A 20567-nucleotide genomic window follows, 5' to 3' on the forward strand; every position below is an offset into this window, starting at 1 on the left:
GGGCGCAGTGGCAAGAGCGCCCTTACACCATTTTACGGAGATATCTACGATCGGGGCATCGCTCAAGTCATTTTTGATGGCGTCAACTTATTAGGTAAGTTATTCCTGCGCGATTCCTAACTTGCCTTTTGATTTTGAAATTCTGCAATTTTTGCCCTTAGCATTTGTTCTGTTTGTTCGATGCCTTTCAACCTATCCTGAAGTTCTTGCTTTTGCTTTAATATTTTATTTAGGTACTTAGTAAAACAGCTACCATCAATAACAGATTGAAGTTTATGTTCGTATTCTTCATCTGACATGGGTGTACCACACATTGCGGTCATACCAAGTTCATCTAATCTTTCCCATCGCTTCAAATCTTCTGTTGTGGGCTGGTATTGTTGACTTGTCATTATCTTTCTCATCTGCGATATGATTGTTCTTGTAAAAAAGCGATTGCTGCTTCTTTTGTTAAAACTAATTCAGACGGGTAATCAGGATTTTCTTGAAACCCAATGTTTAAGTAAAAATCTTTAGATCTTTCAATCGATAGTACTTTAGTCACTCCTTCTGTTTCTGTATCTATTATTTCTTGAACTATTTCTGACATTAACCATCTTGCTGCTCCTTTGATTTTTTCTGGTAACTCTACGCCTTCTAAATCTAAGCAATTCCAAGGAGGTGTAGTAAATGGGTCTATTGATAGATAGACTCTTTCTTCAGTATAAGGGAAAAGTATATCAATTTGTCTGGAAATTATTGCTCCTGCTTGTAAACGACCGTTTACGTCTCTTACACCTCGGAAATCAGGTGCATAATTGTCATCGATAGCTAAGTCTGTTAGCACTTCTACTTTTGACACGCAATCTCCAAATGTTGTTCTCATTATCCTACTTCTATCTCCTCCAAAATACTGGTTGATGTATTCCTGTGATTTGACGACCCAACTAATCAATTCATTCTGCGTATCTCGATCTGCTCCGACTACATACGTGAATCGATTGAAATTTGAAGTGTTGGTCATGAGTTTCTCTAATTATTATCAAGTTTAACTTGCATATTTCTAAAGTTTGATAAGAAGCACTAAACTCTTCCCTTTCTTACTCTGCGCCTAGAAGGTTTAATATACAAAATAGATATAGAACAGCTTAGAACTACTAGCACCTGTGGGGGGTTCCAATTTAACATATTATATACTGGAATCTTCGATAACGAGATCTATAATGAATGACACAGCGTCAAATCAATGGCATGAACTAATTGGGGGTGCGTTTGCATTCAAATTCAATGCTTTCCAACAGGTCGCAACGCTTCCCAATGGACTTTGGTTAGCATTGCTTGTCGTACTGCTGTCTGGTTTATCGCTTGCTGTCGGGCAAAGCATTGTTCTGTTCATTAGCCGCGTTAAGCCGGGGCGATTTGCGTTTAGCTTATTACTGAGTGCGGTTCTGTTTACGGTTGGCTTTCTCTTTCTAACACTAAGTACCTGGCTTATTTGTTTGCTGCTTGGATCGATACACATACCATTCCTGACCTTAACTACAGTATTGGGATTGGGCTATGTTCCCCTGCTGTTTGGCTTTTTGGGAGCTTTGCCTTATTTGGGATCTCCGATCGGCAACCTGCTCTCCGTCTGGAACCTATTAGCAATGGTCGTAGGGTTGGCTGCGGTTGCTGGAGTTGAAGTTGGGTCTGCTGTCGTTTATGTCGCGCTGGGTTGGTCGGTGAAGCAGCTTTTAGAAGGTACGATCGGACAGCCAATTGCGCTTCTTGGTCGCAATCTTGCCGATCGCGTAGCCGGAGTCGCTCTAGCCGATACGCACGAAGAGCTCGTCGAGCAGCTGTTAGCGGGGAACAGACCGGCGGAACCAATTATTGCTGCATCTCAAACTCAGCTCCGCGAAGTTCGGGAATTCATTCAAGCTTCCGATCGTTCCGCGCCTGAGGAAGCCCGTACTGTCGCTCAAACCCTGACGGCTCAGCCAAGCGCCTCAACTCCCCTCAACATCACTCAACGCACCAACACATCTAATCCACTGGTGCAACTCGACCAGAAAACGCGCAGCATTCCGCAATCTATAAAGCTGGCGTTGAGCTTGGTGGTGATGGCGATCGCCTTTGCGATTATCCTGGTGCTGCTGTATCCGATTCGTAACGGTCTCTTTAGCTGGTACCAACACGGTTTATGGCAGCTGATTTTCGATTTGATTTGGATTGGAGTAGTCGCGCTCGTCTTTGCTGGAATTCTTGCACCATTGGAATCGCTGGGGTGGTGGGCTGGTTGGTATAACGACGATCTCGATACAGCCCCTGCATCGTCAGACCTCGCCCAATCTACCAGCCGTAAATCTGTCAATCGCTATGTTGTTTATCTCGATGGGATTGGTCAATCGGGGGAGGAATATACGCCGGATATCGAAGATTTTTTGAGAGCGCTAGAGCCTGCTTTACCTTCGGGTGTGGAATTAGTGCAGGGATTAATGATGTATTCGGTGCTGAACAAGCCTCTGAATGAAGATCGCCCGCTAGCATTTTTGTGGCGGTTGGCAGACAAAACGCGGTTGACAAATCCGGCGGCTTTGTTGGGAATACTGGTGAACCTGCGAAACGTAATTATTGTGGCGGTGTCTTCTGATAAACGCTACGGACCTGTCTACAATCAGGGTATTGCTCAAGTCATTTTTGATGGCTTAATCAACCAAGGCTATAAACCTGGAAGCGGTGTACCCATTACCCTGATCGGCTACAGTGGCGGGGGAGAAATGTCCGTTGCTTCTGCTCCCTACTTAAAGCGATCGATTGGCGCTCCAATTGATGTCATTTCTCTGGGTGGGGTGATGAGTGCCAACAACGATTTTTTGCAGTTGGAGCAACTTTACCACGTTGTGGGCGACAAAGACACTGTTGAGCGGCTCGGTCCGATCGCTTTTCCCGGTCGCTGGAAAATCTTCCCTTTGTCCTACTGGAATCAAGCCAAGCGCAAAGGTAAGATTACTATCATTTCTGCCGGACCAGTCGGACATCAAGTTCCAGGGGGATATATGGACCCGAAAGCTACACTACCAGATGGGCGGACTCACTTGCAACAAACAATCGAGATAATTCTCCAAATTTTGCGGGGGGTACACAAAATCTAGAGCTTCCGACTAGTAGCATTTTTCCTAACAAACTTGACAAATACTATCAATTACAATTGAATTATTGACAGTAGTTAAAATTTATGTTTGGCCAACTCAATTTTAAGACAACATCCCTAAAAGCTATAGTTTTTGGAATATGCTTGACTGGTGGGAGTGTTGTTGCCCAAACTCTACCATTGAAAACAAATTTAATTAGTTTTACTACACCTGAAGGGGAAAAGCTATTACTTAAAAGTCGTTATCGACAAGATTTTTTTCCTCTAAGTACCCAATTTGTGACCCAAAATAATCAAGCTTATTGTGGGGTTGCTAGTATAGTAATGGTGCTGAATAGTTTAGGAATTCCTGCACCAGAAGCACCAGAGTACAAGCCTTATCGTGTATTTACTCAAGAAAACTTTTTTAATAACCAAGCAACGCAAAAAGTCATTAGCCCTGAAGTTGTTTCTCGCATGGGAATGACACTAGAGCAGATGGGACAACTATTAGTAAGTTATGGTGTTAAAGTACAAGTTCATCATGCTAGTAATACCAGCATAGAACAGTTTCGCAAAGAAGCATCAGAAAATTTAAAACAGCCGGAAAATTTTGTTTTGACTAACTATTTACGTAAAGAAATTGGACAAGAGAAAGGCGGACATATTTCGCCATTAGCTGCTTACAATAAACAAACAGATAGATTTTTAATTTTGGACGTGTCTCGTTATAAATATCCACCTGTTTGGGTAACAACAGCAGATTTATGGAAAGCAATGAACACTATTGATTCGGTATCGGGTAAAACACGAGGATTTGTTTTCGTTAGTAGAGATATTTCATCCAAATAATGATTAAAAAAACAAAAATCGGAAAAGAAAGCGATCGCATAGGATGTTTGAGAAAAAACATCGGTAGCATCAGACTTACCGAGGTTTTTTGATAATTATCTAAGTGTAAGGAAATCGATCGCTTAAACAGTCAACTAAGCAGCAGGCTGTTCCAGATTAACTTTGACAACTTTATTCTTTTCTTCTTCCTTCTTAGGGAGAGTCAGATTCAAAATACCGTCTTTGTATTCAGCCTTGACATTAGTATTTTGAATTTTTACAGGTAGAGGAATGACTCGTTGGAACTTACCATAGTGGAACTCTGTCCTTGTTGTTCCTTTGTCTTCAGTCTTGGTTTCGGACTTGCGCTCTCCACTGATAGCAACAGCCTTTTCTGTGACTTGGATATCTAAATCTTTAGCATCCATACCAGGAAGTTCTAACTTCAAGTTAACAGCATCATCTGTTTGAGTCAATTCAGCAGCAGGAACTTTAACAAAGTCTCTTTCAAAGGGGACTCTTGTTTCTTCAAACAGACGTTGGAGCGCGTTCATTTCTTGCCAGGGATTGTAACGAATGAGAGTCATAGTGTTACGAATAATTAGATAATTGTGCTTTTGCTCGTTTGCTTTATATTCTTATGATATTTCCAGTAAAATTCTTGGCTATTCGGCTTTAACTACCCTCAGCATTGATAATAACCGTACCATAAAATAATAGCGATAAATGAAATGCGATAAGCTTTTGACTTATCGCACTTACAAGTTATTTAAATTAACCAACAAATATAACTTTTATGAAATTGTTATAGCTTTAACATCAATGGTTGCCGATGTCTGACTGGAATTGGATTCAGTAGGAGTGACTTGTTTGCGTTTTTTTATCTCTTCAACAAGAATTTGAGAAGCTTCCGCCACAACGAAGCTAGCTATCAAACCGTCATCTATCCACCCGAAGATGGGGATAATATCCGGTAAGATATCTAACGGGCTCACTAAATAAAATAATCCAGCAATGATTGCAAATAACCGATATTTAGGATTGCGTAAAACTTTACGAATACCGTTTTGAAATACTTGTGTCAAAAATTTTTTTCTCATTCATACGCTCTCAAGCAACAAGATTATCTTGACAAATTTCTCGACTAAAGTAGAAGTGCAGATAACCGCTCAATCTTTAGTAAAAATCCACCGTCTTATTCATGTACGGTTAACCGTATTAAGTGCGGAATCCATTTGTATTTCCATCACTTTCTGGATCTTAATGAGAAATACTAGATTTTGGTGATTTTGGCGAAAGTTGACGGGCTTTGAGAATTGCTGCTATCAAAAAGACGTAAGCTACAGAGCCGATCGATGCTAAACATATACTGGTAAGGTATTTTTGCTGGTGTTGCTCTTGCAAAATCGTCACGATAGACCCAAGAGCATGTATAGTAGCTGTAGTGATACAGCCAATTCCTAAAAGCTGCCAACGCCATGTTTTTTTCAGGGTACTTAAACCAATGAAATAGCCAAAGTAGCCACTGTATGCTACTTGTCCAGAAATATCTCCTAAAATTTGGGGAATTAAAAGTGTTAATCCTGCAAAATTACCGCTCTTTTCAATTTCTTCATGCACGTGCATCATAGTCTCGACTAATGCAAATCCCGTTGCAGATGCTGTTCCTAAAAGGATTCCATCTATTGGCTCCCATATTCCAATACTCTCTCTTTTAGGTGATGTCAGTAGTCTACCTATTAAGTAAACTAAGATTACTGGGAATGCTTTGAAAATTTCTTCCGATAATCCTTGTCCCAAAAAAGTTTTAACAACTATCCCAAAAAAGTCATCATCTTTATGAGATGAGAATAGATGCAATCCTCCTAAAAGTGGTAACCCTGTGGCTAGACCGACGCTGACTAGTAACCACCAAGGTTTATGTTTATGGCAAATTTTGTGTATAAAGTAGTGACTTGCGCTAGCTAAGTAAGCTGCTAAAATGTAGAAAAATTTTTCACTATTTCTAGTAGCTAACATCGCTACTACAGACAGTACTGTGATAATACCCGGTATAAGAAAGCCACTTTGGTGTAAGTCAAGTTTGTTTGAGATAACAGGAAATATCTCTGTTAAGCTAAGGTGATGATCTGTGGGAATTTTGAAAGATGGGATCGAAGTATTGTTATTGGTAGAATCTTGTAGGAATGCACTAGAGTCAAAAGTAACAGTAATTGTGCAGGAACCTATTTGCAAAATATCACCACTAGTCAGGATGTAGCTTGTTTTACGTTCACCGTTGACCAAGATACCGTTAGCGCTATTTTGGTCTATAACCACTAAACGATCTTGTTTCAAGTCAATTAAAGCATGGTATTGAGAAATTTGGTTGCTCTTAAGTACCATCCGTGCGACGCGCTTACCCTCAAGTTCGACAGGCATTTTAGAAAACTCTCGACCCAAGGCTACGGGTAAACTCAAATGAGGTTCTCTGTGTCCTCCTGTTGCTGGATCTTTCCAACTCAATTGAATTTGAAAGTTCTTAGTCATTAGTTATTATAGTATGGCTAAAGTGTACACCTTCAAAATGTTGACCGGAGTCGCTTGGGATATAATGATTTGGTCGAATCATCAATAATTCATGAGATATAATTGAGGGTACGAGCCCCTTCAAAATTTTCTATTTAGAAAGGAACACCTACGGTAGACTCGATTTGAAAAATCAAGGGGGATAACTTGATAATCAAGATGTCTGTGCTTAATTTTTTCTACAGCTTTGGTAACTGATCTTCCGGATTTTACAAAAAATTTAGATGAAGATTGTGTTAGAGCGCTCTCATATTTGGTTCAAGTTCAAAAACTTTCTTCGCGTGCTCCCACACCAAAATTGAAGTAAATTCATTTGTAGGAGCGACACTTTTAAGGATAACTGTACAAGTGGCAAAATCACTTGCCAAAATGGAAATAACTGCACATCAAGCGATCGCTACCTGTTTAACCCGCGCTACCAGAGCCAGATAAATCATTGGATTTCGCGAGAATAAATAAACTTCCATTCCCCCCATGTCCAATTCTTAAGGATTCATTTAAGTAAGTAATATCAAGGGTAGCAACTCTGTTGGTAGGATTATTCGCTGGAACAACTTAAGTAGAATTTCAAAGTATGAAGCTTGCGATCGCATTTGTAGTTTGACAGATTTGTAATTGTTTCTGTCCTTAGATTTTTTTACAAATTAGATAGGATTGCTATATTAATGATAATTACAAATAAGAGGGGGAGTAGAAGCAGCTGACAGATGCTTCTACCTCCCCTCTCTCTTCACAATTCTTATTATTAACAAAAACTCAGGTAATATTTGCCGTTAGTAGAAATCAAGTGACTTGCATCTGTTGCCTTTCAACTAAACCCGTAAGAGGGTATCCGAAGCATATCATCCTAATAACGTAGAATTAATACGATGAAACTACTGTTGCTCCAACCAATTAGTTAAATCAGCCATCGAAGTAAAATCAAGTAATGCTTCACCCAATGTATCCAACTCTTCAACTGATAACCCACGTAGATGATTAACTATCGTGTCATCAACATTACCTACACGGCGATTGAGTTGCCGTACTATTAACGATACTGCGTGTTCTTTTTTACCTATTTCAATACCGCTGCGTTCAACAGAAGTAACGTACTTCATTGCCTGTCTTACCTCCAGTTGTTTAATTTCTTGTTTAAACTCTGCTTCTAAATCTAATGGTAGCGTCAACATCCAATCTAAGAAAGCAAACAAATTGAGAATATCTTGTTCCTCAAACTCCATCGAGTACAATCGCTGTACTAAAGCTAGCTTTTCTTGTTTGCGTAATGTTCGATCGCTACGGGTATTAAGTGCAGCTAGGTGTGCCAATACTACGATCGCAAATGGATTATTACTTGCTGATAGTTGGGATTGCTGTTGTTGATAATCTAATAACTTGATAACAGGATATTCTACATTTAATCTATACCCAAATAAACTATAACCGAATTGTGATGGTTTCCAATTAGGATTATCATCACCCAAAACTGCGATTGAAACTACTTTCTTTTTATATTTACTATAAATACGAGAGCTATAAACATACATTCTTTCTGGAAAATCTGAATCTTCTTGAGCCTGTACCTCAACATGAATAAGTACCCATTCTTCCGCTCCGTTAGTTAAATATATTTTTACCAATTTATCAGCAAAACGGCGTCCAATCTCAGCGTCTTTAACAACTTCCTCTAATTCTTTGTCTAAGAATTCAATTGGTTTTGTCCAATCAACATATATATGCTCATTTGGCAAGAAAAATAAGATAAATTCTTCAAAGTATATTTGTAGGATATCTTTCCAAGGAGAATCATATGCAGTTGGTGGATTTTTATCTGTCATTGTCAGTCTTATTTGATAAACACTGCATTTTAATATACTATTAATTAAACCGTTATCAAAATTTTGGAATTTGATTTTGAGAGTTTATGGAAGAACGGTTGTAATTGGAGCGCTAATTATTTAGCTATTCATCCTGATGAACTCGAAGAACTGAAAGCTTGTCAATCAAGATGAATCATAACAGGGATCGCTGGTCACTGGTCACTGGTCATTGGTCACTGGTTACCGCTCGCTGCAATTATATGAATTTTGAGAAAATTTGTTCCTTGGGAATGTTTGGTAGGAATCCCAGCTAAAATAAGAATTTTATCACCCGGTTCAACCCAACTGCGATCGCGCAACATTTCCTCAACTTGTGCTGTCAATTCTTCAAAAGTTTCAACCTCTCGATTAAGTAAAACTGGTTGGACTCCCCAAATAAGGTTTAAACTGCGGTAAACTTTAGGGTTGGGTGTAAGCGCAATAATGGGGACTTTGGGACGTTCTCCGGCTGCTAATCGGGCTGTGTAACCGCTACTTGTAAACGTAGCAATACATCGAGGGGGTAACACTTTACAAATAGCATTGAGTCCTACACTGAGTGCATGAGTCACATCAGTTTTTGCAGGCGGATTGTTAAGAAATTCTATCTCTGCTTCTGTTTCTGTTACAATTTTCACTAATCTTTGTACGCCTTCAACAGATGCTTCATTGGTTTGTGATACATTTGAGAGCATAACTGCATCAGTACCATCTGTGATGGCGTTGGCAATATCACTGGTTTCTGTACGAGTCGAATGATTATGGCTTGTGCTCTCTGGTATTTGTATTGCACTGATAACTGGAATTCCTTTATGGTTACACAGTTCAATAATGCGTTTTTGTAACAGAGGAAGTTTCTCCTGACTCATCCCTAAACCAAAATCCCTTGGTGCTATCATCACAGCATCGCATTCATTCAGTATCTCTTCTAAATGAGCGATCGCATCCAGTTTTTCAATTTTAGCCACGACAGCTGTATCGGCTGCACCTTTTTGCTGTAGTAAATTCTTTAAAACCCTTACATCCTCAGCACTTCTTATAAAACTCAAAGCAATATAATCAACTTCCTGAGATAAACCAAACTCTAAATCTTGAATATCTTTGTTACTCAGAGAAGGTAATTCAGAGCTTCGCAGTTCTTGTAATAAGGTTACAGGAGTGTCTAGTTCCTCTGCTATTGAGCGAATTCGAGCAATTGTTTGGGCAAGGCCGTCATAACTTCCATGAGAGAAATTTAGGCAAGCTACGTTCATTCCTGCTTTTATCATACCCGCAATTGCCTCTTGCGAACTAGCAGGACTGACAGTGGCGACAACTTTTGTTTGACGTGTTAATAGCTGCATAACAAGTGGTAAAACTTTGTAAAGAACTGTTATGAAGGAGGGATAACATCAGTTCTACACGCAAGTTTTCAGAAGTCTCAACACATATCGAGTCATGTTGAAACTATTTTGACAAGTGTACTTTACACTAGGGTAGTTGCTACTTTGTGGTGTAGAGTTGAGACCAAAGGCGATAAGCGCTCTTTCAGCTTGCGCTTCGCGGACGCTCTTTCTTAACAATGAAAGCACATCTTACGCATAGCAATCTCGGTTTTTTTACTTCATCCGATACCGAATCGCATTTTACGCTTTGGCTTATAGAACATCCATGCCTCTTCTATAGGCTAGCATTTTAGCGCCACTTCATCTACCGTATTCATGGCGAACTACCTACACATTCCTCGTGGATATAAAGATCGTCACTACTCGTACCTATCTTTTTTCGATTTAATAACTTCTATGACCTCATCGTGACGTTGACCTTCTATGATGTCTTTTAAGTGAATTTTTCCGTCAATATATTGAATATGAATTCGCCATCCAGATATTTTATCGATGTCAGCACGATAGATTGCTTGTTTAACACCTTTTATTTTATGCAGTCTTGTTTTAGGGAAATTTCTATTTCTGTGACACTCATTATCTTCAAGCTCAGCTAAGGCTTCAAGGAAATCAATTTTAAATTCATCTGGTAAAATTTTCATTGCCTCATGAATAATACCATATTCATCCAAAAGAGGTTTAATTTGTGACATTAGCTAGTCTGAAGCTCAGCTTCTTGATTATTTAATATTAGCTCTTTATAAATAGAATTTGCAACAGCAGTATATGCTTCTGATGCTTCTACGGCTTTTACAACTCTAAATAAAGTAATAATTATCCTATCAAAAATTGGATCTTCATCGATAGTAATAATTACCCTAATTGTAGGAGCAATTATCAGAGAATATAGGGAAGAATCATAACTATTTATATTGATTTTTTTTAACTGTTCAAGATAATGTATATGAGATAAAGAGTTTTTATCGTTTAGAATACGCTGAAAATATTGATTCATTTTATTAACAATTACAGTTCTATCGGGCTGAGTGAATGCTTCCAAGTCTTGTTCAAATTCTTTGGTTGACTCAATAAGGATTTCCATAAGGCTGAAGTTTAAACATCAATAACAAACTTATCTCAAATTTTAACATATCGCATCTCCTAGTTTACTGAGGTACAAATTTATCTGCGTCCTTGGGTGCGTTCATCTGCGGTTAATTCTTTGTTAAAGTACCGAATAAAAATGCGACAATAAGCCCATCTACTGATGGACAAAAATGAAATTTTTTGGAATCGACTTAGGCTGGAAATCCCAACCAAGCGGCTTATGCTACCTAAAACTGACAGACGAAAAACTGCAAATAATAGACTTAGATCGAAAAGAACTGATTACAGACATTCTCTCTTGGATTGATACTTGCCTTAAGCCAGAAGAACCTGCCATCATCGCTGTAGACGCACCTACGTTGATCCCCAATACGACAGGAAGCCGTTTACCCGATAAACTAACTCACAAATACTTTGGAAAATATCATGCAGGATGCTACCCAGCAAATCTTAGCTTACCTTTTGCTGAGCGAACAGTAAATTTTGGACTAGAACTCGAAGCCCGTGGTTTTGAACACGCCCCAACGATTGAACCACAAAAACCAGGGAGATACCAAATCGAAGTTTTTCCCCATCCAGCGATCGTGCATCTCTTCGGTTTAGAACGCATCCTTAAATACAAAAAAGGATGCCTCAGCGATCGCCGCACAGAACTTATCAAACTCTATAATTACATCACAGACATCCTACCTAGACTCCATCCTCCTTTGTGCTTGTGGGGCAAACATCTTGCCCGTTTTCAAAAGCTACTTCCAGAAATTCCCACTACAGGCATAGCCCTTAAAGAAACCGAAGACAAACTCGATAGCCTTATCTGTGCATACGTAGCAGCCTACTGGTGGTATTGGGGAGAACAACGCAACCAAGTACTAGGCGATCGCACGACTGGTTACATTATCATCCCCAATAGAATTTTAGATTTTAGATTTTAGATTATTAATCTAAAATCTAAAATCCACGCATCCAAAATCCTCCTACTGCGCCCAAACAATCAATCGTGGCTCATAAGGACTAGAAAGGTATCTATGCTTGGGTAACACGCGCAAAGACAAACCCTGCAAACCAGATGTTGTGTAAATAACATCAGCCGTGTAAATACTCAATCCATCCTTATCTTCCCCTTGGTAATTCATCACCACAGGTATGCCGTTGACAATCTCTCCATTAGCATCAATAGCGCCTTGGTAAAGTTCCAATCGCACATCTTTTTCTGTTAAAGTTGCCAAATCAACTTTAGCTTTGACGCTAACAGTCTGGTTCACTTCAATCTCAGCACCAGAAGATATGTTAATGTCTTTAATTCTTATGTTGTACCAATGTGCAGTTAAATTTTCTTTCCAAGCAGCTAATTCTTTAGCAGGGGCATAGTTATCGGCGGTCAAAGTGTGAGAGCGATCGCTTGCTGGAAAATAAGCCCGCAAAGCATATTCTCCCACCATCCGCGCCGTATTGAAGAATGGGCAGTTCAATTGAATAGCGTCCTTCATTTTATCAACCCAGCGACGAGGTAAGCCATCCACATCTCGGTCATAGAACAAAGGCACGACTTCCTTTTCCAAGATATCGTAAAAAGCATTTGCTTCGATTTGATCCTGGTAGTTGGGATCGTCATACATTTCCCCATGTCCAATTGCCCAACCAGTGCGGACGTAATCAGCTTCATCCCACCAACCATCTAGAACGCTTAAATTCGGCAAGCCATTCATTGCTGCCTTCATACCGCTTGTCCCGGATGCTTCCCGTGGGCGACGTGGATTGTTTAACCATACATCACAACCAGACACCATCAATCGGGCAATGTAAATGTCATAGTTAGGAACAAACACAACTTGCTTTTCCAAATTGTGTTCGTGGATAAAGCGATTGATTTCACGAATTAGTTCTTTACCTGGAATATCTTTGGGGTGTGCTTTACCAGAAAAGACAAACTGTACCTTGCGGTCTTTATTGCCAAATAAAATTCTCTTAATTCGCTCGATATCGCGCATCCAAAGGGTAGCACGTTTGTAGGTAGCAAAGCGGCGGGCAAAACCAATAGTGAGAACTTTCGGATCGAGAACTTCTCGTGCTTGGGCAATTTCTAGAGGAGAAGCCCCACGATCCTGTAAATGCTTCACCAAACGCTCCCGCACGTACATAATCATGTCCAAGCGACAGCGTTCGTGATTGCGCCATAACTCCTCATCGGGGATCGCGTCCATTCGTTCCCACAAAGGATGATCGGTTGGTGCTGATGACCAACTCGGTCCTAAGTAGCGATCGTATAACTCTTGAGTGGATTTCGCAACGCAACTACGAGCATGCACGCCGTTTGTAATTGCTGTAATAGGGACTTCCTCAACAGGTACGCCATGCCACAAACCTTTGAACATTTGTCGCGACACGACTCCGTGTAATTGTGCCACACCATTAGAAAATGTTGCCATTTTCAGCGCTAGCACTGCCATACTGAATGGTGTAGACAAATCGCCAGCGTTTTCTCGTCCTAACGCTAAAAATTGGTCTTTGTTCAAACCAAAAACATCGGCATAGTATCCCAGGTAATGCAAAACTTTATCTGGAGGAAACAGGTCAATTCCTGCAGGTACTGGTGTATGGGTAGTAAAAATATTACTAGAAGCGACTACTTGTTTGGCTTCGACATAACTCAGCCCTTGTTCTTGAATGAGCATGCGGATACGCTCTAATGCTGAGAAAGCCGCATGACCTTCATTCATATGATAAGCGGTGACATCATATCCAAGTGCTTTCAGCATTCGGACACCACCGATCCCCAACATCATTTCTTGGTGGATACGCATATCAATATCGCCACCGTAGAGTTGGTCTGTGATGTCGTGATCGTAAGGGTTATTTGGCTCAATGTTAGTGTCGAGCATATACAAAGGGACTATTCCCACTTGTACGCGCCAAACACGAGCATAAACGGTTCGTCCTGGATAATCAACCCCAATTCGTAGTTCGGAACCATCGGGATTGCGTTCCAATTGCAAGGGCATATTATAGAAGTCGTTGATGGGGTAGCGTTCCTGTTGCCAACCATCAGCGTTGAGATATTGAGCAAAATAGCCTTGCTGATAAAGCAAACCTACACCAACCAAAGGTAAACCCAAATCGCTTGCTGATTTGAGGTGATCCCCGGCGAGAACTCCCAACCCTCCAGAGTAGATCGGCAAACAATCGACAAGTCCAAATTCAGCAGAAAAATAGGCGTAGCATTCTTTAGGTTGGCGATTGGGGAACTCGGGGCCCCCTCTGGGGATAAGGGGCAATGGCGATTGGTGAGACAGCCCTGATAGCGAAGCGTGTCGCGCTAGTGACTCAGCGTCTCCGGAGGAGATACCCGAAGGGGGATTAGGAGAATGACTCTGTTCCTTATCCCCAGTCCCCAATCCCTTATCCCTATTCTTGTGATACCAAGTGCGCTCGTTAAAATAATCTTCCAACTGACGGGCTGCTCGATCCATTTGCGCTAGGAAGCCCTCATCTTCCACAACTTCCATCAATCTCGCTTGGCTGATTGTACCGAGCATCAAAACAGGATTGTGACGGCTAGATTCCCATAAATCCGGATCTAAACGACGAAATAGGTCTTTGGTGTCAACGTTCCAATCCCAATGAAGATTATACGCTAACTTCCGTAGCGGTTCAAGTCGCTGCGGTAATGATGGAGATACGTTAAAAGTACGAATTGGCTGCATAGGTCAGCAAATCTCTAGCTTCAATTAAGGCTATTGTTGACTCTATTTCCTTAAAGCTGCTAACTTATTGATACTCTTTTTGTCATGTTTTCTTGATATAAATAATTTTTGTAAAGCATTCTCATTTTTTGTCAAACTAGTTGTCAAGAGTCTTTGGAACCCTAAGTATCATCAATTGCTACACCATAACAATGAGAAAACTTAATGATTTTGATATATTCTTTCGGCAGATCGACTCAATATGAGTGTTCGTTTTACATAACTTTATAATTTACTCAACTTAACTTGCGTGTCAATTTCTACCTCTGCCTTGCGATCGCTGATGACAGTCCGTATCATTCGGTGAAATGAGGTATAATTAACTGTAAGGCTTGCATTTGAGGAAAATCGCGTTTAATAATTAAGGGTAGCTTTTCTTTGACTCTCTTGAGTTTTAACAATTAGTTGTGCAGTGCCATCACCCTGAGAACCTACACCTTTTCCTCTGAAGATATAAGGTTTTAGAGGGTCGTGATGGAGAAGGAGATGCAGTTTCTTTGTAGTTAATTGAGAAGGACAAGCTGGAGCTACGTGCCGGTCGAATTCAGCCTGGGCTTTTGTCATTAAAGCTCCAAGAAGTTGAGCATCTCCGAGTTGTATTGCTTGGGCTGCTGCTTGAGTAATTTCCGAGCTAATAGCGTGCCATCATTGAGAGAAGAACGAATAATTAACTCAGTAGAATTAGGTTTGACATCAGCATAAATTCCCTGATTAGTACCAACAATTAAGGTGTAGCCCTTTTCAATTTGAAGATTAATCCGGCGGTATTTTCCTGCCCAATCGCTGTGTTCTCCGAATAAACAAAGACGACCTGAAACAAAAATTCTCATTTTAAATTTCCTGTTGTACTACAGCAATCCTATTTGATTTATAAAACACACGTAGGGTGGGCAATGCCCACCATCAAGTCTTTTGTGCGGCATAGCCCTACCTACAGTACCTAAAATTGTTTATAAATGATTTAGTATTGCTATACAACACTCCTTTAAATCGAGAACCAAGAGGCGGATACTATACACACAGCCCCTTTGGAGAGGGCAGGGCTGTTTCATTCTTTGTAGATAAAATCTGGAAACTTCAAAGCATCGTTTCCAGTTTGTGAACTTGCTCTAAATACCTTCAGGTTGTCGATCTATTAGACCTGACGTTGCCTCGTCTATGGTTTTGTTGAGGTACACAGCTCGCTCATCAACTGCCCTCACCCAATCAATGGGAAACCAGTGATGCTGACCATCCGGTGAGTTATTTTTAGTGAGCTTGATGTATTTGCCAGCTTCTACTTTGTCTACTGTACCAATATGGGTATCAGACGCACCTGCTAAACCACCAGGTCCTTCTGCATAAACAGGGTGATGTTCTTGAATTTTCGATATATCCGTAGCCATAGGTTCTCCATCAGATTATATTACGGCAACACGCAAACAGTTTGTAGCAACATAGTGCTCAAACCAACTTGCGTCTCAACCAATACGCCTCATAATATGCTGCTTTTTTAGGAATACTCCTCGCTCTCTAGGCAGAAAAGGCAGGTATTTAGCTTAATAGATGTATGTATAAATCACCAGTATCTCCACCTTGACCACCAGCATCACCTGCACCTGCAATTTTTAGAATATCCCCAGAAGCAACATTAGCAGGAATAACAACTTTCAACTTTTTCACAACTTGATTTCGTCCTTCCCCAACACAAACTATACACATATCATCCCGATTATCTCTACCCGAACCATGACACTCATCACAAGTTTCCCAGCTGCTAATACTAATTTCTTTCTCGCAGCCATGTAAGGCTTCATGTGAAGTGAGTTTCAAATCAAAGCCATAAAGCAAGTGGCGTGGATTTAGGGGGATATTAAACTTGACAAACATCATCTTATAAAGATATGAAAATCAAGTCATTGTGACTCTGACAAATAGGACTCAAACCGCTCTCGCAATTGTTCAACCGTCAAATTTTGTGTCCAATACTCAACTAAAGCATGACCAAATGCCCAAGCATTACGATCGCTAGAAGCAGAATTTTCTAGTAACAACGGCCAAAGTGACAGGAGGTCAAATTTGTTAAGATTGCCTGTATCTAATAGCGAGAAAATCTCATAAGCCATCTGAAGTTTGCCAATGACAACTGGCAATTGTTCTACTGGAATTTGGGCGGCTAGTAAATTGGCGAGAGTTGGCGAGCCTGTTGACATTGTAGAAATAAATTGTAAAACCGGGCTTTTCAAAAATGCTGCAAGCCCCTGAGTTGTTGCCATTTGAAAAGTGTAGCGCTCGATGATTTTGGCAGCAGCTATGGTACGAGCTTCTCGATCGCGTAAAAAACGAGCAAGACGGAGTTGCTTGGCTGGTGCGATCGCATTTATCAACCCTAATGATAGTGCGTCTATTCCCCACGGAATGCGAGACGTTTTGCTGTCAGCAGTGACGACGGGTAAAACGAGATTGCAAAAGTCTCCTAAAAGTTGAGCGCGGTATTCTGTTGCTTCTCGAATCGCTATTTCCTTTAGACGATTTCCCCATTCCCAATCATAGGGAGGCTCCCACTCTCGAATGGGACGGAGACGATCGACCTGAGTAACAACCGCAATTGCGGGTAAATCTGCTGTATCTGCTTTTAAGTCTCTCAGAAAGTCCACATCCATTTGCAAAGCGGGATCGAGAGCAGGTGTCACTAGTAATACTAGATCTGCATTTTTCGTATAATCTAGCACAACCTCTCGTAAATCTTTACGGTTGACTTGCTCGTAACCTGGAGTATCCAAAAGTGTGAGCGTTTCTCCTGTATGGCTTTGCCAGTGGTAATTTTGAATCCGATCTGTACTAGGCAAAACATCAACTGCAGCTAAATCTGTTTGGAAAAGGGTGTTAATTAAGCTGCTTTTGCCAGATCCCGTTCGTCCGACGAGTAGAATACTTACGGGTTTTTGCTCCACTGCTTCTACAGGTTCTGCTTGAGCTAAGAGATCTTGCAAAGTTTGAGTTTTGACTTTAGGTAAACTTGATGCAGCAACAGAAGGCGCTGAGACGGGCAATGTTGTAGTACTGTAAAGAGCGATCGCTTGTTGGCACAAGTTTTTCAAAGCAGCTTCTCTCAAAAGCTGACTCAAGTTCACCAACAACTGCTGAGTCGCTTGGTTACCGGAACGCTGACTCACAACTCTAGCCACTGCTGCTGCTGGATTTAATAGCCATTGCGCCCAGTTCCACGCTCGCAAAAGTTTTCGAGCAGAAGGTTCTAACTTGCGGTACATTTCATATGCTTGGAATGCTTGCCCAACCGTGACTTGATTGAGAACAGGAGATAAATTCTGCATCCACCGATCCAAATCATCTACCGTTCCCCGAATGAGACCATAAGCTTGGGGAACGTAAATGTTCAACAAGGGGTACTTTTCTTGTGGGTTGTAAATCTGAGCGATCGCTACAACAAGTTCCTGACAGCGCTGCCAAAAAGTTGACCAGTCTTCCCAAATCGGGCGATCGTTTAGCGAAGATTTGAGTATCTCTTGTAGAGCCACTTCTGCTTGCTTTGCAGCATCCGTTCCCATTGGTATCCCAGATGTAGCGGCTGTAGCAGATTCAAGTTCTTTGCTAACTTCCGTTACTACAGCTTCCACTTGACCAACCAGCGGTTGAGTCCATTTCACCAACAACCACCGCCAACCCACAAATACCAGGATAAAGACAGCCCAGATCCAATTGATGCTCCACTCATGAATTTGGAACCCGGCTGCTATCAGTAGAAAACCAACGATCCCACCAATGGGTGTTGCCAAGACAAGCCACTGCCATAACTTTAATCGTACCACTGTCCCATACCTACCTAAGATTTAGACTGCGGCTGAAAATTTGCTGTTAGCAAGCATACCGCTCACATTCAAATCTTCAATATTTTTATCATACTTTTCGTCTCCTGCTGTTATGTGGGGTGGGCGTTCTCGCTTGCCTTCTTTAATTTACGGGCGGGACGCCCGTACTACAAGAGTATGGTTGCTTTCTGGTAAAGACTGTTGTAAGCCTCAAACTGAACCTTTTGAGGTAGGTGTGCGTCATTCGATAGAGTTTCTCGTTAGAACCTCGTAGATGGTGGGTACTCTATGAAAGTAGGAACTGCGGATGAGGAAGAACATTCTACCCCTTATCCCGTGTCCACCCTCTCTCCCAAAGTATTTTTAGCTTTACTTGTTAGAGCGTGCTATTTTTTGGGGAATCTATAAAATAGAAAAATCTATCTAAAGCAAGATGCTAAATTTATGAACTTGACAGTGAACTTAGAGGCAGAGTTTTTCTATAACCAAGGATTGCGTCGAAACAAAGCAGCAAAGTTTGAAGAAGCGATCGCCAGTTTCGATAAAGCGTTGAGGTATAAACCCGATTACCCCGAAGCTTTGTCCCAAAAAGGTTTTGCTTTGGGTTCTCTAGGGCGTCATGAGGAAGCGATCGCCTGTTTTGACCTCATTTTAAAATTTCACTCTGCTGATTGCTGGCTATGGCACAACCGAGCCATTGCTTTAGGAAAGTTGGGACGTTACAGCGAAGCCGTTGACTGCTTCGATCGCGCCGTTGAGCTAAACCCCAAAGCTGGAACTATTTGGCACAATCGCGGTTTAACTTTATGTGACTGGGGCAAATATGACAAAGCAGTCAAAAGCTTTGAGCGAACTTTAGAATTTCAACCCGATGCTTATTGGGCATGGAACAACAAAGCCAACGCCCTCAAACAGTTGAGACGCTACAAAGATGCGCTTGACAGCTACGATCGCGCTATTGAATTCGATCCGAGAAATACAATGGCTTGGCACAATCGAGGTATGAATTTATTTGAGTGGGGGCGTTATGAAAAAGCCCTCAAAAGCTTTGACCGAGTTTTGGAAATTCAGCCAAACTACTATAAAGCTTGGTTCAGTCGAGGTGTAGTTTTAGAAAAATTACAACGTCACTCTGAAGCACTGGCAAGTTACAAACAAGCTTCCGAATTACAGCCTAATGATGATGTTATCTGGTACAACTTAGCTCGGTGCTACAATATTGAAAATAATACTGAAGAAGCTATCAAAAACTTACAACGAGCTATTGATTTGTGTCCAGATAAATATTTACCCAATCTGAAAACTAATCCAGATTTTGGCAATATCCATAAAGATATTCGATTCAAATCCTTATTAGCTTAGTGGAATTAAAAAGACCCATAAAGCGATCTTTCTAATCCTTACGCAAAATTGTAGATAGAGGAGTGTGTTTGCGAATATCAAACACACTTGTGAGAGCTTCTTGACCAGAATTGCGAGACATAGTGTTTTCTGGTGGCATAACTGTCACGACTGGCTGTGCTTGACCGATAGGTACTGCAACAGCAGCCATTCTTGCTGGAACCAAAACTGGTTTGTTTTTTGGCGGACGGGGTGCCATTTTTTGGTGACGTTGCTTTAAACGTGCCTGATAGCGGTTAAAGTGATTTGTCACTATTTGACGCTTTCCGGGACGATTTAACAGTAGGAACAACACCAAACTGCCACTTCCGCAACTTAGAGCGATCGCCAGTATCATCCATAAAGGCATGGGATTCTCCGCCTCTGCTGGAGTACTACTAATTGGTTGAACAACCTCTGCTTCTAATACTTCTGGTTCTTCTTCCTCTACTTTTCCTACAGAACCCAGACTGTACAGGGCAAGAGTACCACTAGCGAGAAAAACTGCTGACAACCCTACGGGCAAAAATAAGGGATATTTTGCCAACATATGCATTAGAGTATTTCTACTCATTGCTGGCTTAGACTTTTTTTTCTTCAAAATCGGCGGCGGCACTTCTGCTTGAGATACTTGTTGCTGTACGCTCTGACTGGTTTCCATAGTGAATTAAAGTCTGAAAGTGTCTTCAAATACTAAATTTTACTTAAGGGTTCAGCATATCGTATCCGTAGCGATATTTATGTTTTAGTAATTTTTTTTATAAGGATTATTGAATTTTCTTCATTTCGTATTCTTAAATAAAGTATATTTCGTAACTCAACAAAGACGCGCC

General features: G+C 40.9%; 20 protein-coding genes and 1 pseudogene. 4 read left to right on the forward strand and 17 right to left on the reverse strand.

Features of this window, described 5'->3' with window-relative positions:
• Positions 1 to 116: 116 nt before the first annotated feature.
• Together ACKTT2_RS30340 and ACKTT2_RS30345 are read right to left on the reverse strand one after the other, a co-directional pair.
• On the reverse strand, positions 117 to 392 hold the full coding sequence (locus ACKTT2_RS30340; protein WP_407893710.1) for a hypothetical protein: 276 nt from the start codon (positions 390 to 392) through the stop codon (positions 117 to 119).
• An 8-nt stretch (positions 393 to 400) separates the two neighbouring features.
• Entirely contained in the window at positions 401 to 1003 is a 603-nt protein-coding gene (locus ACKTT2_RS30345; protein WP_407893711.1) for a hypothetical protein, read from the reverse strand.
• 199 nt (positions 1004 to 1202) lie between these two features.
• On the opposite strand from ACKTT2_RS30345, the gene ACKTT2_RS30350 reads away from it, so the two are divergent.
• Together ACKTT2_RS30350 and ACKTT2_RS30355 are read left to right on the forward strand one after the other, a co-directional pair.
• Entirely contained in the window at positions 1203 to 3116 is a 1914-nt protein-coding gene (locus ACKTT2_RS30350; RefSeq protein ID WP_407893712.1) for a hypothetical protein, read from the forward strand.
• A gap of 83 nt (positions 3117 to 3199) precedes the next feature.
• Positions 3200 to 3946 (forward strand): phytochelatin synthase family protein, encoded by a 747-nt coding sequence (locus tag ACKTT2_RS30355; RefSeq protein WP_407893713.1) that lies wholly within the window; start codon positions 3200 to 3202, stop codon positions 3944 to 3946.
• Between the two features lie 134 nt (positions 3947 to 4080).
• Here ACKTT2_RS30355 and ACKTT2_RS30360 read toward each other — a convergent pair whose 3' ends face one another.
• The 8 genes and pseudogenes from ACKTT2_RS30360 to ACKTT2_RS30395 all read right to left on the reverse strand — a co-directional run bounded on the left by ACKTT2_RS30360 (position 4081) and on the right by ACKTT2_RS30395 (position 10800).
• Positions 4081 to 4512: an Hsp20/alpha crystallin family protein gene (locus ACKTT2_RS30360; protein WP_407893715.1), complete on the reverse strand. Its 432-nt coding sequence runs from the start codon at positions 4510 to 4512 to the stop codon at positions 4081 to 4083.
• Between the two features lie 207 nt (positions 4513 to 4719).
• Positions 4720 to 5010: a YkvA family protein gene (locus ACKTT2_RS30365; protein ID WP_407893716.1), complete on the reverse strand. Its 291-nt coding sequence runs from the start codon at positions 5008 to 5010 to the stop codon at positions 4720 to 4722.
• 175 nt (positions 5011 to 5185) lie between these two features.
• Positions 5186 to 6454, reverse strand: a complete 1269-nt coding sequence (locus ACKTT2_RS30370) for a PrsW family glutamic-type intramembrane protease (protein WP_407893718.1) — start codon at positions 6452 to 6454, stop codon at positions 5186 to 5188.
• A 444-nt stretch (positions 6455 to 6898) separates the two neighbouring features.
• A pseudogene (locus tag ACKTT2_RS30375) lies at positions 6899 to 7048 on the reverse strand (PAP/fibrillin family protein); the annotation flags it as partial.
• A 320-nt stretch (positions 7049 to 7368) separates the two neighbouring features.
• Positions 7369 to 8313 carry a DUF4351 domain-containing protein gene (locus ACKTT2_RS30380; protein WP_407893720.1) on the reverse strand — a complete coding sequence of 315 codons (945 nt, stop codon included), beginning with the start codon at positions 8311 to 8313 and terminating at the stop codon, positions 7369 to 7371.
• Between the two features lie 215 nt (positions 8314 to 8528).
• The gene (locus tag ACKTT2_RS30385) at positions 8529 to 9677 is read right to left on the reverse strand and encodes a pyruvate kinase (protein ID WP_407893722.1); all 1149 of its coding nucleotides are present in this window, start codon (positions 9675 to 9677) and stop codon (positions 8529 to 8531) included.
• Positions 9678 to 10078: 401 nt separating this feature from the next.
• Positions 10079 to 10411: a hypothetical protein gene (locus ACKTT2_RS30390; RefSeq protein WP_407893723.1), complete on the reverse strand. Its 333-nt coding sequence runs from the start codon at positions 10409 to 10411 to the stop codon at positions 10079 to 10081.
• A complete protein-coding gene (locus tag ACKTT2_RS30395) occupies positions 10411 to 10800 on the reverse strand; it encodes a hypothetical protein (RefSeq protein ID WP_407893725.1) in 390 nt (129 codons plus the stop codon). The genes ACKTT2_RS30390 and ACKTT2_RS30395 overlap by 1 nt, the downstream gene beginning before the upstream one ends.
• A gap of 175 nt (positions 10801 to 10975) precedes the next feature.
• Here ACKTT2_RS30395 and ACKTT2_RS30400 point away from each other — a divergent pair, with 175 nt between their 5' ends.
• Positions 10976 to 11737, forward strand: a complete 762-nt coding sequence (locus tag ACKTT2_RS30400; RefSeq protein ID WP_407893727.1) for a DUF429 domain-containing protein — start codon at positions 10976 to 10978, stop codon at positions 11735 to 11737.
• 42 nt (positions 11738 to 11779) lie between these two features.
• On the opposite strand, the gene glgP is transcribed toward ACKTT2_RS30400, so the two are convergent.
• From glgP to ACKTT2_RS30430, 6 genes are all read right to left on the reverse strand, one after another.
• Positions 11780 to 14506 carry an alpha-glucan family phosphorylase gene (gene glgP / locus ACKTT2_RS30405; protein ID WP_407893729.1) on the reverse strand — a complete coding sequence of 909 codons (2727 nt, stop codon included), beginning with the start codon at positions 14504 to 14506 and terminating at the stop codon, positions 11780 to 11782.
• 393 nt (positions 14507 to 14899) lie between these two features.
• Positions 14900 to 15109 (reverse strand): hypothetical protein, encoded by a 210-nt coding sequence (locus ACKTT2_RS30410; RefSeq protein ID WP_407893731.1) that lies wholly within the window; start codon positions 15107 to 15109, stop codon positions 14900 to 14902.
• Entirely contained in the window at positions 15109 to 15375 is a 267-nt protein-coding gene (locus ACKTT2_RS30415; RefSeq protein ID WP_407893733.1) for a hypothetical protein, read from the reverse strand. Before ACKTT2_RS30415 ends, ACKTT2_RS30410 begins: the two co-directional genes overlap by 1 nt.
• 279 nt (positions 15376 to 15654) lie before the next feature.
• Entirely contained in the window at positions 15655 to 15930 is a 276-nt protein-coding gene (locus ACKTT2_RS30420) for a DUF2171 domain-containing protein (protein ID WP_407893735.1), read from the reverse strand.
• Positions 15931 to 16078: 148 nt separating this feature from the next.
• Positions 16079 to 16417: a DnaJ C-terminal domain-containing protein gene (locus ACKTT2_RS30425; protein WP_407893737.1), complete on the reverse strand. Its 339-nt coding sequence runs from the start codon at positions 16415 to 16417 to the stop codon at positions 16079 to 16081.
• 23 nt (positions 16418 to 16440) lie between these two features.
• Positions 16441 to 18354 (reverse strand): GTPase family protein, encoded by a 1914-nt coding sequence (locus tag ACKTT2_RS30430; protein WP_407893739.1) that lies wholly within the window; start codon positions 18352 to 18354, stop codon positions 16441 to 16443.
• A 444-nt stretch (positions 18355 to 18798) separates the two neighbouring features.
• Between ACKTT2_RS30430 and ACKTT2_RS30435 the strand changes: the two genes are divergently transcribed.
• A complete protein-coding gene (locus ACKTT2_RS30435) occupies positions 18799 to 19716 on the forward strand; it encodes a tetratricopeptide repeat protein (RefSeq protein WP_407893741.1) in 918 nt (305 codons plus the stop codon).
• Between the two features lie 31 nt (positions 19717 to 19747).
• Here the strand turns inward: ACKTT2_RS30435 and ACKTT2_RS30440 are convergent, their stop codons facing one another.
• The gene (locus tag ACKTT2_RS30440; RefSeq protein WP_407893743.1) at positions 19748 to 20395 is read right to left on the reverse strand and encodes a hypothetical protein; all 648 of its coding nucleotides are present in this window, start codon (positions 20393 to 20395) and stop codon (positions 19748 to 19750) included.
• Positions 20396 to 20567 lie beyond the last annotated feature (172 nt).

It is taken from the genome of Scytonema hankhaensis NUACC26 (assembly GCF_045865695.1).
GTDB lineage: Bacteria > Cyanobacteriota > Cyanobacteriia > Cyanobacteriales > Nostocaceae > Scytonema.

Excerpts from the sequence above, each read along its gene's own strand:
- ACKTT2_RS30390 (WP_407893723.1), bottom strand. The coding sequence starts at position 10,411 with ATGTCACAAATTAAACCTCTTTTGGATGAATATGGTATTATTCATGAG.
- ACKTT2_RS30420 (WP_407893735.1), bottom strand. The coding sequence starts at position 15,930 with ATGGCTACGGATATATCGAAAATTCAAGAACATCACCCTGTTTATGCA.
- ACKTT2_RS30380 (WP_407893720.1), bottom strand. The coding sequence starts at position 8,313 with ATGACAGATAAAAATCCACCAACTGCATATGATTCTCCTTGGAAAGAT.
- ACKTT2_RS30355 (WP_407893713.1), top strand. The coding sequence starts at position 3,200 with ATGTTTGGCCAACTCAATTTTAAGACAACATCCCTAAAAGCTATAGTT.
- ACKTT2_RS30360 (WP_407893715.1), bottom strand. The coding sequence starts at position 4,512 with ATGACTCTCATTCGTTACAATCCCTGGCAAGAAATGAACGCGCTCCAA.
- ACKTT2_RS30435 (WP_407893741.1), top strand. The coding sequence starts at position 18,799 with ATGAACTTGACAGTGAACTTAGAGGCAGAGTTTTTCTATAACCAAGGA.
- ACKTT2_RS30400 (WP_407893727.1), top strand. The coding sequence starts at position 10,976 with ATGAAATTTTTTGGAATCGACTTAGGCTGGAAATCCCAACCAAGCGGC.
- ACKTT2_RS30345 (WP_407893711.1), bottom strand. The coding sequence starts at position 1,003 with ATGACCAACACTTCAAATTTCAATCGATTCACGTATGTAGTCGGAGCA.
- ACKTT2_RS30370 (WP_407893718.1), bottom strand. The coding sequence starts at position 6,454 with ATGACTAAGAACTTTCAAATTCAATTGAGTTGGAAAGATCCAGCAACA.
- ACKTT2_RS30385 (WP_407893722.1), bottom strand. The coding sequence starts at position 9,677 with ATGCAGCTATTAACACGTCAAACAAAAGTTGTCGCCACTGTCAGTCCT.
- ACKTT2_RS30340 (WP_407893710.1), bottom strand. The coding sequence starts at position 392 with ATGACAAGTCAACAATACCAGCCCACAACAGAAGATTTGAAGCGATGG.
- ACKTT2_RS30410 (WP_407893731.1), bottom strand. The coding sequence starts at position 15,109 with ATGACAAAAGCCCAGGCTGAATTCGACCGGCACGTAGCTCCAGCTTGT.
- ACKTT2_RS30415 (WP_407893733.1), bottom strand. The coding sequence starts at position 15,375 with ATGAGAATTTTTGTTTCAGGTCGTCTTTGTTTATTCGGAGAACACAGC.
- ACKTT2_RS30440 (WP_407893743.1), bottom strand. The coding sequence starts at position 20,395 with ATGGAAACCAGTCAGAGCGTACAGCAACAAGTATCTCAAGCAGAAGTG.
- ACKTT2_RS30350 (WP_407893712.1), top strand. The coding sequence starts at position 1,203 with ATGAATGACACAGCGTCAAATCAATGGCATGAACTAATTGGGGGTGCG.
- glgP (WP_407893729.1), bottom strand. The coding sequence starts at position 14,506 with ATGCAGCCAATTCGTACTTTTAACGTATCTCCATCATTACCGCAGCGA.
- ACKTT2_RS30425 (WP_407893737.1), bottom strand. The coding sequence starts at position 16,417 with ATGATGTTTGTCAAGTTTAATATCCCCCTAAATCCACGCCACTTGCTT.
- ACKTT2_RS30395 (WP_407893725.1), bottom strand. The coding sequence starts at position 10,800 with ATGGAAATCCTTATTGAGTCAACCAAAGAATTTGAACAAGACTTGGAA.